At 68.5% G+C, this 15,781-nt stretch carries 12 protein-coding genes; 8 read left to right on the top strand and 4 right to left on the bottom strand.

Features of this window, described 5'->3' with window-relative positions; all coding sequences use genetic code 11:
• The first annotated feature begins 9 nt into the window (after window positions 1-9).
• The 6 genes from murB to lpxC all read left to right on the top strand — a co-directional run bounded on the left by murB (window position 10) and on the right by lpxC (window position 7,377).
• On the top strand, window positions 10-936 hold the full coding sequence (gene murB, locus ABAZ39_RS02740; RefSeq protein WP_038526505.1) for a UDP-N-acetylmuramate dehydrogenase: 927 nt from the start codon (window positions 10-12) through the stop codon (window positions 934-936).
• The gene (locus ABAZ39_RS02735) at window positions 933-1,883 is read left to right on the top strand and encodes a D-alanine--D-alanine ligase (protein WP_038526503.1); all 951 of its coding nucleotides are present in this window, start codon (window positions 933-935) and stop codon (window positions 1,881-1,883) included. The genes murB and ABAZ39_RS02735 overlap by 4 nt, the downstream gene beginning before the upstream one ends.
• A complete protein-coding gene (locus ABAZ39_RS02730) occupies window positions 1,868-2,830 on the top strand; it encodes a cell division protein FtsQ/DivIB (protein ID WP_038526500.1) in 963 nt (320 codons plus the stop codon). The genes ABAZ39_RS02735 and ABAZ39_RS02730 overlap by 16 nt, the downstream gene beginning before the upstream one ends.
• 82 nt (window positions 2,831-2,912) lie before the next feature.
• Window positions 2,913-4,175, top strand: coding sequence for a cell division protein FtsA (ftsA, locus tag ABAZ39_RS02725; protein ID WP_038530575.1), 1,263 nt, complete (start codon window positions 2,913-2,915; stop codon window positions 4,173-4,175).
• A gap of 126 nt (window positions 4,176-4,301) precedes the next feature.
• Window positions 4,302-6,074: a cell division protein FtsZ gene (gene ftsZ, locus ABAZ39_RS02720; protein WP_038526497.1), complete on the top strand. Its 1,773-nt coding sequence runs from the start codon at window positions 4,302-4,304 to the stop codon at window positions 6,072-6,074.
• A 358-nt stretch (window positions 6,075-6,432) separates the two neighbouring features.
• Window positions 6,433-7,377 (top strand): UDP-3-O-acyl-N-acetylglucosamine deacetylase, encoded by a 945-nt coding sequence (lpxC, locus tag ABAZ39_RS02715; protein WP_051657765.1) that lies wholly within the window; start codon window positions 6,433-6,435, stop codon window positions 7,375-7,377.
• A gap of 278 nt (window positions 7,378-7,655) precedes the next feature.
• Here the strand turns inward: lpxC and ABAZ39_RS02710 are convergent, their stop codons facing one another.
• Window positions 7,656-8,054 carry a bacteriohemerythrin gene (locus tag ABAZ39_RS02710; protein ID WP_038526494.1) on the bottom strand — a complete coding sequence of 133 codons (399 nt, stop codon included), beginning with the start codon at window positions 8,052-8,054 and terminating at the stop codon, window positions 7,656-7,658.
• A 108-nt stretch (window positions 8,055-8,162) separates the two neighbouring features.
• Window positions 8,163-10,550 (bottom strand): NAD-dependent DNA ligase LigA, encoded by a 2,388-nt coding sequence (ligA, locus tag ABAZ39_RS02705; protein WP_038526491.1) that lies wholly within the window; start codon window positions 10,548-10,550, stop codon window positions 8,163-8,165.
• A 231-nt stretch (window positions 10,551-10,781) separates the two neighbouring features.
• Here ligA and ABAZ39_RS02700 point away from each other — a divergent pair, with 231 nt between their 5' ends.
• On the top strand, window positions 10,782-11,324 hold the full coding sequence (locus tag ABAZ39_RS02700) for a hypothetical protein (protein ID WP_038526488.1): 543 nt from the start codon (window positions 10,782-10,784) through the stop codon (window positions 11,322-11,324).
• A 381-nt stretch (window positions 11,325-11,705) separates the two neighbouring features.
• Window positions 11,706-13,064 (top strand): globin-coupled sensor protein, encoded by a 1,359-nt coding sequence (locus ABAZ39_RS02695; protein ID WP_160174794.1) that lies wholly within the window; start codon window positions 11,706-11,708, stop codon window positions 13,062-13,064.
• A 72-nt stretch (window positions 13,065-13,136) separates the two neighbouring features.
• Here the strand turns inward: ABAZ39_RS02695 and ABAZ39_RS02690 are convergent, their stop codons facing one another.
• Both ABAZ39_RS02690 and ABAZ39_RS36705 read right to left on the bottom strand, forming a co-directional pair.
• Window positions 13,137-13,811 carry a hypothetical protein gene (locus ABAZ39_RS02690; RefSeq protein WP_038526481.1) on the bottom strand — a complete coding sequence of 225 codons (675 nt, stop codon included), beginning with the start codon at window positions 13,809-13,811 and terminating at the stop codon, window positions 13,137-13,139.
• A gap of 111 nt (window positions 13,812-13,922) precedes the next feature.
• Window positions 13,923-15,746, bottom strand: coding sequence for a carbohydrate-binding domain-containing protein (locus ABAZ39_RS36705; RefSeq protein WP_051657764.1), 1,824 nt, complete (start codon window positions 15,744-15,746; stop codon window positions 13,923-13,925).
• Window positions 15,747-15,781: the final 35 nt, after the last annotated feature.

The raw sequence follows: 15,781 nt of genomic DNA, 5'->3' as shown, positions 1-15,781 counted from the left end.
GGTTCTCCGATGACAGCCACCACCGCCTCCCTCATCGACCGGATGCCCGCCTGCCGCGGACGGCTGACCGCCGCGGCGCCGCTGGCCAACGTGACGTGGTTCCGTGTCGGCGGTCCGGCGGAGGTCATGTTCCGGCCGGAGGACGCCGATGATCTGGCGGGCTTCCTGGCCGGACTGCCGGACGACGTGCCAGTGACGGTGCTGGGCGTCGCGTCCAACCTGCTGATCCGCGACGGCGGCATTCCTGGCGTGGTGATCCGGCTGGGCCGCGGCTTCGCCGGCATCGCGGCGGACGGGCTGACTCTGGAGGCCGGCGCCGCGGCGCTCGACCTGAACGTCGCCGCCGTGGCGCGCGACGCCGGCGTCGCCGGGCTGGAGTTCCTGTCGGGCATTCCCGGCACCATCGGCGGCGCGCTGCGCATGAACGGCGGCGCCTACGGCCACGAAATCAAGGACGTGCTGGTCTCCGCCCAGGGCGTGACCCGCCGTGGCGAACGCGTGTCCTACGACAACGCCGGCATGGGCTTCACCTACCGCCACGCCGGAGTGCCGGAGGACGTCATCTTCACCGGCGCCACCCTGCGCGGCACGGTCGGCGACCCGGCGGAGATCGCGCAGCGCATGGCGGAGATTTCCGGCAAGCGCGCCGACACCCAGCCGGTCCGCTCGCGCACCGGCGGCTCGACCTTCAAGAACCCGCCCGGCCACAAGGCGTGGGAGCTGATCGACCAGGCCGGCTGCCGCGGGCTGACCGTCGGCGGCGCGCAGGTGTCGGAGAAGCACTGCAACTTCCTCATCAACCAGGGCACCGCCACCGCGGCGGAGCTGGAGGCGCTGGGCGAAGAGGTCCGGCGCCGGGTGTTCGAGACCTCCGGCGTCACGCTGGAGTGGGAAATCAAGCGGGTCGGCGTGGCCCGCGAAGGAGCGTCCGCATGACCACCCCCCACAAGAAGCATGTCGCCGTCCTGATGGGCGGCTGGTCGGCGGAGCGCGAGGTGTCGCTGGTCAGCGGCGCCGGCGTCGCCAAGGCGCTGGAGGAGGAAGGCTACCGCGTCACCGCGGTGGACGTGCAGCGCGACCTGGAGGGGTTGCTGCGCGCGCTGACCGATCCGCGCCCCGACGCGGTGTTCAACGCCCTGCACGGGCGCGGCGGCGAGGACGGGACCATCCAGGGCGTGCTGGAATTCCTCGGCATTCCCTACACCCATTCCGGCGTGCGCGCCGCCGCCGTCGCCATGGACAAGGCGATGACGAAGGCGCTGCTCGCCCCGGTCGGCGTGCGCTCGCCCAAGGGCCTCGTCCTGACCAAGGGCGAGCTGACCGGCGGCGCCCACCCGATGCCCGCCCCCTACATCGTCAAGCCGGTGGACGAGGGTTCGACGGTCGGGGTCACGCTGGTGCGCGAGGGGCAGAACAGCCCGGTCGGCGACGCCTGGACCTTCGGCGAGCGCGCCCTGGTCGAGGAGTTCATCCCGGGCCGCGAGTTGACCGTGGGCGTCATGGGCGGGCTGGACGGCGAGTGCCGCCCCCTGACCGTGACGGAGATCCGCTTCGAAGCACAGGTGTATGACTACACGGCTAAATACAGCGCGGGCCATGCCGTTCATACTGTGCCCGCGCAGATTCCCGACCACGTCGCGGAAGAAGCCAAGAGGTTGGCGGTCCTGGCCCACCGGACCCTGGGGTGCCGCGGCGTTTCGCGCAGCGACTTCCGCTGGGATGATCGTAAAAGTGGGACCGACGGACTCTTTTTCCTGGAAATCAACAACCAGCCGGGCATGACGCCGCTGTCGCTGGTTCCCGAACAGGCCGCTGCCGTGGGGCTCTCCTACGGGGCTCTCGTCGCTTGGATGGTGGAGAACGCCGCATGTCAACTCGACTGAGCATCGATCCGCAGTTCCGCGCCGGCTTCGGGGGCTCTGCGAACCGGGGCCGCGAGGACATGCCCGTGCCGCCGCGCGCCATGGCGAAGTCGGCGCAGAAAGGCAACCGCCGCCGCGCCTGGCCGCGCTGGACCCGTCCCGCGGTCAAGGCGGCCATCCTGCTGACGCCCGTCCTGGTCGTCGCCGGCATGGCCGTGTCGGCGTGGCAGCGCGGCACCTTCGCCGAGACCACGGCGGCGCTTCAGGAAAGCCTGATCCAGACCAGCGCGTCCGCCGGCTTCGCCATCGCCGATGTGCTGGTCGAGGGCCGGACGGAGACCGACCCGGCCTCCATCCTGCGCGTGCTCGGCGTGCAGCGCGGCGACCCGATCCTCGCCATCACGCTGTCCGATGCCAAGGAGAAGCTGGAAAGCCTGCCCTGGGTGGCCTCGGCCTCCATCGAGCGCCACCTGCCCGGCATCCTGTTCGTCCGCCTGACCGAACGGCAGCCGATGGCGATCTGGCAGCACGACCGCAAGTTCACCGTCATCGACCGCGAAGGCCGCCCGCTGGCCGACGCGACCGAGCTGGCGCGCCGCGGCAACCGGCGGATCGAGACGCTGCCGCAGGTCGTCGGCGCCAACGCGCCGATGCAGGTGCCGAAGCTGCTCGCGGCCCTCGACAACGTGCCGGCGCTGCGCGAAAAGGTGAGCGCCGCCTCCTGGGTCGGCGACCGCCGCTGGGATCTCAAGCTGAAGAACGGTGTCGTGGTGAAGCTTCCGGAAGCCCGCATGCCGTCCGCGCTGCGCCAGTTGGCGGAGATGGACGCGACGGGTCAGGTCCTGGACCGCGACATCGTGGCCATCGACCTGCGCCAGAACGACCGCGCCGTGCTGCAGACCTCCGCCACCGCCGTCCTGCCCTGGACGGAGGAGGAGAACAAGAAGAAGCCGGGCAAGAAGACGTGATCCTCCCTCATCCCTTTTCCTGAACCCCTCTTTCTGAAACGCGGACGACCGGACGCATCGAGGCCATAGGGTTGTGCTGAACATGGGCTTCAACGGGGCGAAAAAGCCAAAACGAGCCACCCGCGGCGGGATCATCGCCGCGCTGGACGTCGGCTCGACCAAGGTGTGCTGCCTCATCGCCCGCGTCGAGGATGCGGGGGCCGTGCGCATCGTGGGGATCGGCCACCAGATCGCCACGGGGGTTCGCGCCGGCGCCATCATCGACATGGAGGCGGCGGAGACCTCCATCGGCGCCGCCGTCCACGCCGCCGAGCAGATGGCCAACGAGACGATCCGCGACGTGATCGTCAACGTGTCGTCCCCGATCTCCCACGGTTTCAACGCCGAGGTCCCCGTTTCCGGCCAGGAGGTGACGGAGAGCGACGTCCGCCGCGCACTGGCCCACGCCCGCAGCCTGCAGGTCGGCCCGGACCAGGCGCTGGTCCACGCGATCCCCGTCGGCTTCGCGCTCGACGGCAGCCGCGGCATCCGCGATCCCAAGGGCATGTACGGCGAGCGGCTGGGCGTCCAGGCCCACGTCATCACCTCGCCCGCCGGGGCCGTGCGCAACCTGCAGACCTGCGTGGCCCGCTGCCACCTCGACATCGAGGGTCTGGTCGCCAGCCCCTACGCGTCCGGCCTCGCCTGTCTGGTCGATGACGAGATGGAGATGGGCTCGGCCTGCATCGACATGGGCGGCGGCACCACGACGATCTCGGTCTTCTCCGAAGGCACGCTGGTCTGGTCGGACTGCATCCGGCTGGGCGGCAACCACGTCACCAACGACATCGCGCGCGGGCTGACCACGCCGGTCGTCCATGCGGAGCGCATGAAGACGCTGCACGGCAGCGCCATCACCAGCCCCGCCGACGAGCGCGAGATGATCGACGTCCCCCAGGTCGGCGAGGAGGAGCGCCTCGGCGCCAACAACCTGCCGAAATCCTATCTGGTGCGCATCATCCAGCCACGGCTGGAGGAAATCTTCGAGCATGTCCGCTCGCGGCTGGAGCATTCCGGCTACGCGAAGCTGGTCGGCCGGCGCGTCGTCCTGACGGGCGGCGCCAGCCAGCTTCCGGGCATGCGCGAACTGGCGCAGCTGATCCTGGACAAACAGGTCCGCATCGGGCGACCGACGCGGATCACCGGTCTGAACGAGGCGCAAGGCGGTCCGTCCTATTCGACCGCCGCGGGCCTCCTTCTCCACGCCGTGCGCAATCCGGCGGAACTTCCCGTGGCGGGCCATGAGGCTGGCGCCGGCACGGGGTTCTTCGGGCGCGTCGGCCTGTGGCTGCGGGAGAACCTTTGAACCGAACCCAAAAAGGCTCCCGGCACGCCGTGCCATTCCTGCCATACAAATCCACCCCGGAACCAACCGGGCAAGAACCCGCGACGCAAAGCATCGAACCAATCAAAAGGTTGTGGAGGCCATAACATGATCAACGTGACCATCCCCAGCATCGAACCCGAGCTGAAGCCCCGCATCACCGTCTTCGGTGTCGGCGGCGCCGGCGGCAACGCTGTGAACAACATGATTAAGTCCAACCTCGAAGGCGTGGACTTCGTGGTCGGCAACACCGACGCGCAGGCCCTCAAGGGCTCGCTCTGCGAGAAGCGCGTCCAGCTCGGCACCACCATGACCCGCGGCCTGGGCGCCGGCTCCAAGCCGGACGTCGGCCGGGCCTCCGCCGAGGAGCAGCTCGAGGAGATCATCGGTCACCTCGAAGGCGCCAACATGGTGTTCATCACCGCCGGCATGGGCGGCGGCACCGGCACGGGTGCGGCCCCGGTCATCGCCCGCGCGGCCCGCGAGCGCGGCCTGCTGACCGTCGGCGTGGTGACCAAGCCCTTCCATTTCGAGGGCGCGCACCGCATGCGGCTGGCCGAATCCGGCATCGCCGAGCTGCAGCAGTATGTCGACACGCTGATCATCATCCCGAACCAGAACCTGTTCCGCATCGCCAATGAGAAGACGACCTTCGCGGACGCCTTCAAGATGGCCGACGACGTTCTGCATTCCGGCGTGCGCGGCGTGACCGACCTGATGGTGATGCCCGGCCTCATCAACCTGGACTTCGCCGACATCCGCTCGGTGATGACCGAGATGGGCAAGGCGATGATGGGCACCGGCGAGGCCGGCGGCGAGCGCCGCGCCATCGAGGCCGCCGAGGCCGCCATCTCCAACCCGCTGCTCGACGACGTGTCGATGAAGGGTGCCCGCGGCGTCCTCATCAACATCACCGGCGGCTACGACATGACCCTGTTCGAGGTCGACGAGGCGGCGAACCGCGTCCGCGACGAGGTCGATCCGGACGCCAACATCATCTTCGGCTCGACCTTCGACAGCTCGCTGGACGGCGTGATGCGCGTGTCGGTGGTCGCCACCGGCATCGACGCCGCGGCCATGTCCAACCCGCGCACCCTGCACCCGGTCAACCTGTCGCTGGTCTCCGACCGCAACGGCGGCAACGCCGGCGCCAAGAAGCCCGCCGGCGCGACCGGCCTGACCCAGGCCGCCCCGGCGCCGCTCGCCTCCCCCGGTCAGGTCGCCCCGGCGATCCCCGGCGCCGGTCTGGCCCCGCGCCCGATGGGCGGAGTCGCGCAGCCCCAGGTTCAGCCGCCGCACCCGTCGGAGTTCCAGCAGCACGTTCCGCAGCAGCCGGCGCCGCAACCGGTCCAGCAGCCCATGGACCCGATGGTCCAGCACGCTCCGCAGCATGCGCCCCACCCGCACATGCCGATGAGCCATGACGCCATGCAGCCGGTGGAGTCCGCTCCGGCCCCCAACGTCGCCACCGGCCCGCTGCACAGCGAGCGCCGCGATGGCCACTTCATCGCCCCGAAGGCCGCCGACCCCGGCCCGCGCCAGCCGATGAACGCCCCGCCGATGGCGAGCCACGCCCCCCAGGCGGAGCCGCCGGCCCGCAAGCCGAACTTCCTGTTCGGTCTGGTCACCGGTCTGGCCGGCCGCAAGGCCGACCCGGCGCCGCAGCCGGCCCCGCAGCACCAGCCGCAGCATCACCATCAGCCCCAGCAGCATCATCAGCCGCAGCACCAGCAGCCGGTGATGCCGCAGCCGCCGATGGCCGCCCCGCAACCGCCGATGGCCCAGGCCCCGCGCCCGCAGGCGATGGGCGACGGCACCACCCAGAAGATCGACGAGGAAGCGCTGGACATCCCCGCCTTCCTGCGCCGTCAGGCCAACTGACGCGTCACAGAGGCTGGCCCAATTGATCTGAGGGCAACAGCAACCCGCCGGTCGCCGCCGCCTCTTTCGAAGCGGCATCGGCGGGCATCCACAACCTGTTTGACTTCAACCGCCTCCAGAGCTTCGCAAGAGCGCTCCGGGGGCGGTCTTTTCGTGTCTGGGGGATGCCCGTTTCGCGTCCGGCGACGGTGCTCTACCGCCCTGCAACAAACGGTAACAAAGAGTGATTTGTCCTCCATAGGGGCCAATGATACCTAGCATATGCGGTCATAAGCGCTGACCCGCCCCCTCCCAACGGAGACCGGCGGCACTTCGCGGACCGGCCGCACAAGACCAAGATTGAAACGGGACAGACACCGTGGCTCAGAATCGCATCAAGACCGAAGGCATGCTGCAGCGTACCCTGGCGAAGCCGGTGCGTTGCTCGGGCGTCGGGCTGCATACGGGCGCGACGGTCACCCTGACGATTTCCCCGGCCGAGCCGAACACCGGCATCGTCTTCCGCCGCACCGATCTCAGCGGCCCCGCCGCGGTGATCCCGGCGCGCTGGGATCATGTCGTCGACACCAAGCTGTGCACGGTCATCGGCAACGCCCACGGCACCACCATCGGCACCATCGAGCATCTGATGTCGGCGCTGGCCGGCTGCGGCGTGGACAACGCCGTGGTCGCGCTGGACAACATCGAGGTGCCGATCATGGACGGCAGCGCCGCCCCCTTCGTGGAGGCCATCGAGCGTGTCGGCACCGTGTCGCAGAACGCGCCGCGCCGGGCCATCCGCATCCTGAAGACGGTCACCGTGACCGAGGGCAACAAGAGCGCCACCTTCACGCCGGACCACACGACGGGCTTCAGCTTCGAGATCGACTTCGCCAGCAAGGCCATCGCCCAGCAGAGCCACGAGGTGGAGCTGGACGCCGAGACCTTCCGCGACGAGATCAGCGCCGCCCGCACCTTCGGCTTCCTGCACGAGGTCGAGGGGCTGCGCAAGATGGGCCTCGCCCGCGGCGGTTCGCTGGACAATGCGGTGGTCATCTCCGGTGACGAGGTGATGAACGAAGGCGGCCTGCGCTTCGACGACGAGTTCGTGCGCCACAAGATCCTGGACGCGGTCGGCGACCTCTATCTGGCCGGCGCGATGTTCGTCGGTCACTTCCACGGCGTCCGGTCCGGCCACGCCCTGAACAACCAGCTCCTGCACGCGCTGTTCGCCGACGCCAGTGCCTGGTGCTACGAAACCCCGCCGAGCACGGCGCTGCCGGGTGCCGTCTGGCACGCGACCGAGCGGCTGGCCGTCGCCTGATACGCACCTTACAGCGCCGCGTTGCCCCTGCCCTCCCCTTCCGGGGAGGGCATTTTCGTTTTGCGCACCCCCCTCCCCTCTCGGATTCGCGCGAGGCGAGTCGCGCACGCACTCCCCTCCCCTTCCGGGAGTGGAAGGACATGATTTCTGCGCCCTTTTCCCGGAATTGCAGAGATATTGAATTATATCAATATTTTATATGGTGTTTTTGAGACTTCGTCTGAGTTGACGCCGTCGAAGTCCCCTCTCCTGCCTCGGGAGAGGGGAAATGAAACAATTCACTGCTCCGCGGCGTAGGCGCCGAAACGGGTGTCTTCCTTCAGGATGTGCTGGCCCAGCCAGTCGGCGCAGAATTCGAACACCGCGTCGCCCGTGATGGTGTCGCGCTGGGCGTGGAAGCGCTCGCGGTAGGATTCCACATTGCGCGTCAGGGTGTCGTGCAAGGCCTTGTGCGCGGCGAAGGTCGGGTAATTGGCCTGCGCCATGTGCGCTTCTTCGCGTGCGAAATGATCCTTGGTGTAGTGGATCAGTTCGTCGAGGATCGCTTCGACGACGTCAGGAGAGGCGCGGTTTTCGTCCGCACCCAGCTTGTTGACGATGTCCACGAGAACGCGGTGGTCGTCATCGAGTTCTTCGATGCCGACGCTCATCCAGCGCGACCATTGAATGGAGTCCATAGCGATCCCCCGTCTCATTCTTCTTATGGTGCTTGACCCTTTATGGAACTGGCGGCGAGGGGCGTCAACGCGGCACACAGCCGCGCCGCCCCTCCCTTTCAGCCCCGGTCAGCCGGCGATCAGCTCGGCCCACTCCTGCTCGCTGAGGATGGTCACGCCCAGGTCGCGTGCCTTGGCGGCCTTGCTGCCCGCGTCCGCCCCGCAGATGACGTAGTCGGTCTTGGCCGAGACCGAGCCGGCGACCTTGGCGCCCAGCGACTCCGCGCGGGTCTTGGCCTCGGTGCGGGTCATGGTCTCCAGCGTGCCGGTGAAGACCACCGTCTTGCCGGCGACCGGGGAGCCGCTGGCCGCCTTCGGGCGCTCGGCATCGGCCACCCGCACGCCCGCGGCGCGCAGGTCATCGATGATGGCGCGGTTGCGCTCCTCCTGGAAGAAGCCGGCCAATTCCTCCGCGGCGACCTCGCCCACGTCCGGGATGGCGGCCAGCTCGCCCCAGCCGGGGCCGGGCTGCGCGGCCACGGCGGCGAGCATCGCCGCCTTCCAGTCCGCCAGCGCGCCGTAGCGCTCGGCCAGAGCCTGGGCGGCGCGGCTGTCCACCTTCTTGATGCCCAGCAGCTTGATGACGCTGTCCAGCCGCAGCGCCTCCTGGCCGGCGTAGAAGTCCAGCTTCGGCAGGTTCTCCGGGTCGGCGAACCAGGCGAGCAGAGCGTCGGCCTTTACCGGGCCGAGCCCGCTCAGCGCGTGCAGGTCGCGCCATGCCTCCCCCGGCATGTTGGCGACGGCGCGCTCCATCCCCTCCAGCCAGCCGTCGATCGAGCCGTACTGGCGGGCCAGCGACTTGGCCGTCACCTCGCCGATGTGGCGGATGCCCAGCGCGAAGATGAAGCGGTGCAGGTCGATGCGCTCGCGCCGCTGGTTGATGGCGGCGAACAGGTTCTCGACCGACTTCTCCTTCCAGCCCGGACGGCCGAGGATGGCGATCTCCCCCGCCGCCACCCGGCGCTCCAGCGTAAAGATGTCCACCGGGGAGCGGATCAGCCCGTCCTCCCAGAACTCCTCGATGGTCTTCTCGCCCAGCCCTTCGATGTCGAAGGCGTTGCGCGACACGAAATGGCGCAGCCGCTCCTTGGCCTGGGCGGCGCAGATCAGCCCGCCGGTGCAGCGGCGCACCGCCTCGTCCGGCTCGCGCACGGCGAGGCTGCCGCAGACCGGGCAATGGTCGGGGAAGACGTAGGGCACAGCGTCGTCGGGGCGCTGCCCCTCCACCACCCCGACGATCTGCGGGATCACGTCGCCGGCGCGCTGGACGGTCACCAGATCGCCGATCCGGACGTCCTTGCGGGCGATCTCGTCCTCGTTGTGCAGGGTGGCCCGGCTGACCACCACGCCGCCGACGGTGATGTCCTCCAGTTCCGCCACCGGAGTCAGGGCGCCGGTGCGGCCGACCTGGATGGTGATGCCCTTCAGCCGGGTCTGCGCCTGTTCCGCCGGGAACTTGTGGGCGATGGCCCAGCGCGGCGCCCGGCTGACGAAGCCCAGCCGCTGCTGAAGCTCCAGGCTGTTGACCTTGTAGACCACCCCGTCGATGTCGAAGGGCAGCGCCGAGCGCTCCTCGCCGATCTTGCGGTAATGGGTCAGCAGCGCCTCGGCGCCGTCGCACAGGTTGGCCGGGCGGTTCAGCGAGAAGCCCCAGCCGCGCAGCCGCTCGCGGATGCCCCATTGGGTGTCGGCGATCGGCTCCGACAGCTCGCCCAGCGCGTAGCCGAAGAAGCAGAGCGGGCGCGACGCGGTGATCTTCGAGTCCTTCTGGCGCAGCGACCCGGCGGCGGCGTTGCGCGGGTTGGCGAACAGGTCCTCCCCCCGCTCCGCATAGGCACGGTTCATGCCCAAGAAGTCGTCGCGGTTCATGTAGACCTCGCCGCGCACCTCCAGCACCGCGGGAAACGGCGCCTCCAGGGTTTGCGGCACGTCGCGGATGGTGCGGACGTTGGCGGTCACATCCTCCCCCTCCGTCCCGTCGCCGCGGGTGGCGGCCAGGACCAGCCGGCCGTTCTCGTAGCGCAGCGAGCAGGACAGCCCGTCGATCTTCGGCTCGGCCACGAACTCCAGCGGGGCGTCGTCGGACAGGCCGAGGAAGCGGCGGACGCGGGCGACGAATTCGTGCGCCTCCTCCGGCTCGAAGGCGTTGCCGAGCGACAGCATGGGCAGCGCGTGCCGCACCTTGCGGAAGGCCGACGACGGGGCGGCCCCGACACGCAGCGACGGCGAATCGGCCCGGCGCAGCTCCGGATAGCGCGCCTCGATCCCGTTGTTGCGGCGGACCAACGCATCGTAGGCGGCGTCGGAAATCTCCGGCTTGTCCTGCTGGTGATAGAGCCGGTCGTGGTGGGCGATCTCCTGGGCCAGCGCGGCCAGTTCCGCCTGCGCCTGCTCCACCGTCAGCTCCTCCACGGGGATGCTGCGGAGCGCGGCGGGGGTATCGAACAGGTCGTTCATGGCGGGTCTCTTCGGTGCCTTCTCATGAGGACGGCGCTGGATCGGCGGGCGCCGCCGGGCGCGCAGCATAGCGCCGCGGGGGCGTGCCGTGGAGTCCGGCCTTGAGCCGGTCTGGCATTCGACCCCGTGCGCACCAACCTTGAAACCGCCGAGATTGAGCAGACCTAGAAAGCTGCGGGGGCGCGAGGGTTGTGTGTATGATGAGCCGGCGCCCGTGAACGGATGTGCTGTATGACCGAGCCGACCAGCCGTGCGACCGCCGGCAGCCTGACTGCAGGCAGCCTGACCATCGACGATCGATTCGTCATCGCCGCGGCGCTTGACCGCATCCTGTACGACGATCCCGACCATTTCGCGACGGAGGACGCGCGCCTGCTGCGCCGGATGATCCCGCGCACCCGCTCCCCCTGGCTGCGGCTGGGCTTCCGCGCGGAAAGCCAGGGACCGTCCATGTCGGGCCGCGCCGCCGGCGTGGGCGACGTGAAGATGGACGGCGACAAGACGGTGGTCGAGGGCGGCGTGGGCGAATCCCCGGTCTGGCGCTGCGGCCAGTACAAGATCTCCAACCACGGCGACGACCTCGAGATCTGGCAGGTGATGAGCGACGAGTTCGCCGAGGAGCCGAAGGGCGCCCGCCTGGAATACGGCCCTACCGGCGCACCGGAGCGCCTGACCTTCTTCCAGCCCCGCGACCTGGAGTTGCGCATTCCCTTCACGGGCATCGCGGTCGGGCTTCGCCTGGGCGGCTGGCAGCCCTGGAAGCGCGCCGCCTGAGACCGGCATAGGCCTGCGCCCGGTTGTCGCATACCGGAGTATTAAAACGTTCCGACAGAGAACCTCCAGAGGGCAGAGCGGCTCTGGCGCGCCACATCTTTGCGAAATTTTTCAGAGACTTGATCTGTCGCCTTACTTCCTATGACCGCCATCAAGGCGTTGGTGTCTGAAATTATGTTGTTTCCGTGATTTTCTCTTTTCATCTCTCACAATTGGATAAGTTTAATATTTTACAGAGCTGCAATAGAGTGTGAAACCAATCGTTAAAATTGTCATGTCCATGATGCCTGCATGGTGATAGCCGGGCGGCGATCAGCCGGGAGGAGCCCCGGTCCCGCCGCAGTTCAACGCTTGCCAACCAAGAACAAAGAGACGAACACCATGGACAATGGCAATCAAGGCGGCAACCAAGGCGGCATTCAGGAACGCCTCTCCTTTCTGCGCATTGGCGGCGAGACGGCACCGCTTCTGAAGGAAGCCTGGAGCATCGCCGAGCCTCACCTGCCCGTCATTCTCAAAGACTTCTACGACCACCTTCTCGCCATTCCCGAACTCCGGAAGATCCTGGATGGAAAATCCGTCGAGCGGTTGAAGGAAGCCCAGGTCAACCACTGGCGACACCTGTTTTCCGGGAGCTTCGACGACGTCTACCTGACGCGCGTGAAGGCGGTGGGCCAGGCGCATTACCGCATCGGCCTGCACCCGCGCTGGTATTTCGGAGCCTACCGGCTGGTCATGGGGCGGCTGGGCGGTCTGATCGGCGAGCGGCACCGCCGCGACGCGCCGCGCGCCATGAAGATCATGGGGGCGGTGGAAACCGCGATCTTCCTCGATCTCGACCTGTCCTTCGACGCCTACAGCACCGCCGTGACGACCATGACCAACCGGATGCTGGTCGAGCTGGCGGAGAATTTCCGGGACACGGTGCAGGGCGCCATCGAGACCGTCGGACAGTCGGCGGCGGCGGTCAACGCGGCGACCGGCGCGGTGCGCGGCATTGCCCAGGACACCGGCGTGCGCACGGAGCATCTGACCGGCGCGGTGTCCGGCACCGCCAGCAACGCCCGGGCCATCGCCGCCGCCGCCGAGGAGTTGACCGCCACCAACCACAGCGTGGTGTCGCGCATGGAAAGCGCCTTCTCCATCGTCAACGAGGCCCAGGCCGCCACCCAGCGCTCCACCGACGCGGTCACCGCGCTGGCCGGCATCGCCGGGCGGATCGGCGGGACGCTGAAGCTGATCAACGCCATCGCCAACCAGACCAACCTTCTGGCTTTGAACGCCACCATCGAAGCGGCCCGCGCCGGCGAGGCCGGGCGCGGCTTTTCCGTGGTGGCGGCGGAGGTGAAGGTGCTCGCCAAGCAGACCGCCGGAGCGACGGAGGACATCACCCGCCTGCTTCAGGAAATCGACGGCGCGACCGGGCGGACCCGCGACGAAATCGCCGGGATCGGCACGGTGGTCGGGGCGTTGCGCGCCCATTCGCAGGACGTGCTGTCCATCATGGGCCAGCAGAACGAGGCGACCCGGGAAATCGCCCAGAACATCCACGAGGCCAGCCAGTCCGCGGAACGCATGTCCGACGAGGCCGGGCACCTCGCCGACGGCGCGCGGTCGGTCATGACGTCGGTCGAGGACGCCTTCCACACCACCGCCCGGCTGACCGGGACGGCGGAGGAGCTGCGCGCCGCGCTGGACAAGTTCCTGTCACACATGATGTCCCTGCGCGTGGCGGCGTGACCGGACCATCGGCAGGGGGATAGGGGGCGCGGGGATCGGAGGCGGAAATCGGAGACGGCAAGCCGTCGGGGATCAGGAATCGCCCAGGGCGTTCTCGTCCTCGTCGCCGATGAAATCGCCGCCGGCTCCAAGCCCGTTCAGCCCGCCCTGACCCGCGTCGGCGTCCTCGACGTCCTTTTCCCACTGGCCGTTGGGGGTTTCGATGACCTCCAACGTTTTCGGGGCCAGGGACGCCACCTCGATGCTGAAGACCTCGTCGGGGGCCAGCATGATGTCCTGCCCGTCGGGTCCGTCACCCTCGGCCCCCGGATTCCGTCCGTCCTTGTCGATGCGGCGGTAGACGGGCATTTCCGGCATGGTGTCCCAGATCATGCCGTTGGGCGTGGTCACATACATGTGCTGCGGCAGCACCTGCCCCGGAAGAAAGCGACCCCACAGACGGATGCCGCTGCCTTCCTGCGGTGCGAAGCCGAACTCCCGGCACAACAGAATCAGGCTGGACGGCGCGACCTGCGCCGCAGGCTGATCGGGTCCCGGACATTTCCAGATGTCGTTGTTGGTGACCGCCGTCAGCCCATTGGCGACGTTGTCGTCGACCGGGACGTCCTCCACCCCGTAGAGAAGATCGCCCAGCCTGGCGTAGCGTGTGTTGATTTCGACGGCCGTCTCGGGATCGCCGGACAGGGCGAAGACATGGCACGCCATGTCGTGATGGCTGTCGTTCCCGATGAATTTTTCCCTGGGCATCGCTCCTCCTCGATCGGCAGCGGTGCCGCCGGCGCCCGCGAAGGCGCGCACCGGCCGAACACCTCCGGAAAGGACGAAGCGGAGCGGACCTTCGTGAAGAGGCGACCGCCCTCAAACCATGTCGAGCGGATGCAGCGGGTCGGGGTGATGCTCCGCCAGAGCCGCGGCGTGGGCGTAGCCGTCCATCGACGGCACGGCCTCGTACAGCGACGCCGCATGATCCCCATGCGATGGGGCCGCCTCCAGCCCCTGCGCGACGAGATGCTGCCACACGGTGTCCTCGCCGTCTGTGGAGTGGGAGAGGGCCGACGCCACGGCCCCCGTCCCGGTGGCGGAGGGGAACCAGGACTTGTCGGCGTCGACGACCAGCGTGCCGCTCCACCACAGGCCGGCCTGCCCCTTGACCACATCCTTCCCGTCGAGCGCGCCCTTGTCGTAGGTGACGTTCGACGCCGTGGGGGCGACGGCGTGGCCGTTGATGGTGACCTTGTTGACGAACAGCGAGCGGTCCTGCCCGTTCACCACGGCGTCGTTGTCGTACTGGACCTGGACCTTGTGCGCCTGATCGGCGGTCAGGTTGGTGGCGAAGGTGAAGTCCTTGGCCGCCGTGCCGGCCACGCCCTCGCCGACCTTGTGGCCGTCGACCAGCAGGTTGAAGTGGGCGTTCACCCCGCCCGCCGCAGCACCGGAGGCGTTGACCGTGATGGTCGTGTTGGCGGGCGCCGTCTGGACTGGGAAATCCTTGGCCGGAGCATCGACCACCAGCGTGCCGCCCCACCACATGGAGGACTGGCCCTTCACCACGTCCTTGCCGTCGAGAGCGCCCTTGTCATAGGTGACGTTGGCGGCGGTCGGGCTGTGGGCGGTGCCGTTGATGGTGACCTTGTTGACGAACAGGTTGCGGTCCTGGCCGTTCACGAAGCCGTCGTTGTCGTACTGGACCTGGACCTTGTGCGCCTGGTCGGCGGTCAGGTTCGTGGTGAAGCTGTAGTCCTTCGCCGCCGAATCCACCGTGGCCTGCCCCACCGTCTTGCCGTCCACCAGCAGCTTGAAATGGGCGTTCACCCCGCCGGCCGGGGCGCCGGAGGCGTTGACGGTGATCGTCGTGGCGCTCTGCGCCGTGGAGACCGGAGCGGATTGGGCGATCTTGGCGAGCAGGGCATCGGTGTCCAGCTCGAAGTAGCCGGCGGTGCCCATGGCCTTGCCGGTGCTGCGGGCGAGGTCGAGGAACTCGTCCTGGGTCAGCCGGGTGCCGGTCTGTTCCACCCAGGCCTGCTGCGCTTTCGCCACCGCCGCGGTGACCGCCGGAGCGGCGAAGGAGGAGCCGTTGGCCGTGTAGGTGACGCCCGACAGATTGGTGATCCGCACGTCGGTGCCATCGGCGCAGACGTCGGTCAGGGACGGGCTGCGCTGCGCCCAGGACGGGAAGGCGCCGTCGCCGGTCGAGGCCGACACGCAGATCTGGTTCACGTCAGCCGAGTAGCTGGACACGCTCTGCGACACCCCGCCGTCGCCGCTGTTGCCGGCGGCGGCCACGGTCAGCACGCGCTTGGCCGCCAGAGCGGCCAGCTCGTCGGAGATCGAGGTGGTGGCCGCGGTCGTCTGCGCGCCGCCGCCCAGCGACAGGTTCACCGCCGTGATGTTGTAGGCGTCGGCGTTGGCGACGACCCACTGCAGGGCCTTCTCGATGTTGGCCTCGCTGGCGCCGCTGCCGTCGTCGGGCATGACCTTCAGCGCGATGATGCCGACGTCGGGCGCGTTCTCCAGGATTTCCGCGGTGACCAGGGCGCCGTGCGTGTTCGCGTTGGCGACCATGACGTCGTTGTCGTTTCCGTAGAAGTCATGCTGGTAGACCAGCCGGCCCGTGTTCCAGGCGGAGGACAGGCCACTGTCGATCACGACGACGTTGCCGGCGGAAGCGGAGCTGTTCGACATCTTGCCAACCTTGTTCGTTCTTGGGCGAACGGCGC

Origin of the sequence: Azospirillum argentinense (genome assembly GCF_000632475.1) — a bacterium.
GTDB classification, from domain to species: domain Bacteria; phylum Pseudomonadota; class Alphaproteobacteria; order Azospirillales; family Azospirillaceae; genus Azospirillum; species Azospirillum baldaniorum.
The sequence above is the reverse complement of the archived record's forward strand: the minus strand, read 5'-3'. Positions and strand labels throughout refer to the sequence as shown.

Excerpts from the sequence above, each read along its gene's own strand:
- ftsZ (WP_038526497.1), top strand. The coding sequence starts at position 4,302 with ATGATCAACGTGACCATCCCCAGCATCGAACCCGAGCTGAAGCCCCGC.
- ABAZ39_RS02735 (WP_038526503.1), top strand. The coding sequence starts at position 933 with ATGACCACCCCCCACAAGAAGCATGTCGCCGTCCTGATGGGCGGCTGG.
- ABAZ39_RS02700 (WP_038526488.1), top strand. The coding sequence starts at position 10,782 with ATGACCGAGCCGACCAGCCGTGCGACCGCCGGCAGCCTGACTGCAGGC.
- ABAZ39_RS36705 (WP_051657764.1), bottom strand. The coding sequence starts at position 15,746 with ATGTCGAACAGCTCCGCTTCCGCCGGCAACGTCGTCGTGATCGACAGT.
- murB (WP_038526505.1), top strand. The coding sequence starts at position 10 with ATGACAGCCACCACCGCCTCCCTCATCGACCGGATGCCCGCCTGCCGC.
- ABAZ39_RS02730 (WP_038526500.1), top strand. The coding sequence starts at position 1,868 with ATGTCAACTCGACTGAGCATCGATCCGCAGTTCCGCGCCGGCTTCGGG.
- ligA (WP_038526491.1), bottom strand. The coding sequence starts at position 10,550 with ATGAACGACCTGTTCGATACCCCCGCCGCGCTCCGCAGCATCCCCGTG.
- ftsA (WP_038530575.1), top strand. The coding sequence starts at position 2,913 with ATGGGCTTCAACGGGGCGAAAAAGCCAAAACGAGCCACCCGCGGCGGG.
- ABAZ39_RS02710 (WP_038526494.1), bottom strand. The coding sequence starts at position 8,054 with ATGGACTCCATTCAATGGTCGCGCTGGATGAGCGTCGGCATCGAAGAA.
- ABAZ39_RS02695 (WP_160174794.1), top strand. The coding sequence starts at position 11,706 with ATGGACAATGGCAATCAAGGCGGCAACCAAGGCGGCATTCAGGAACGC.
- ABAZ39_RS02690 (WP_038526481.1), bottom strand. The coding sequence starts at position 13,811 with ATGCCCAGGGAAAAATTCATCGGGAACGACAGCCATCACGACATGGCG.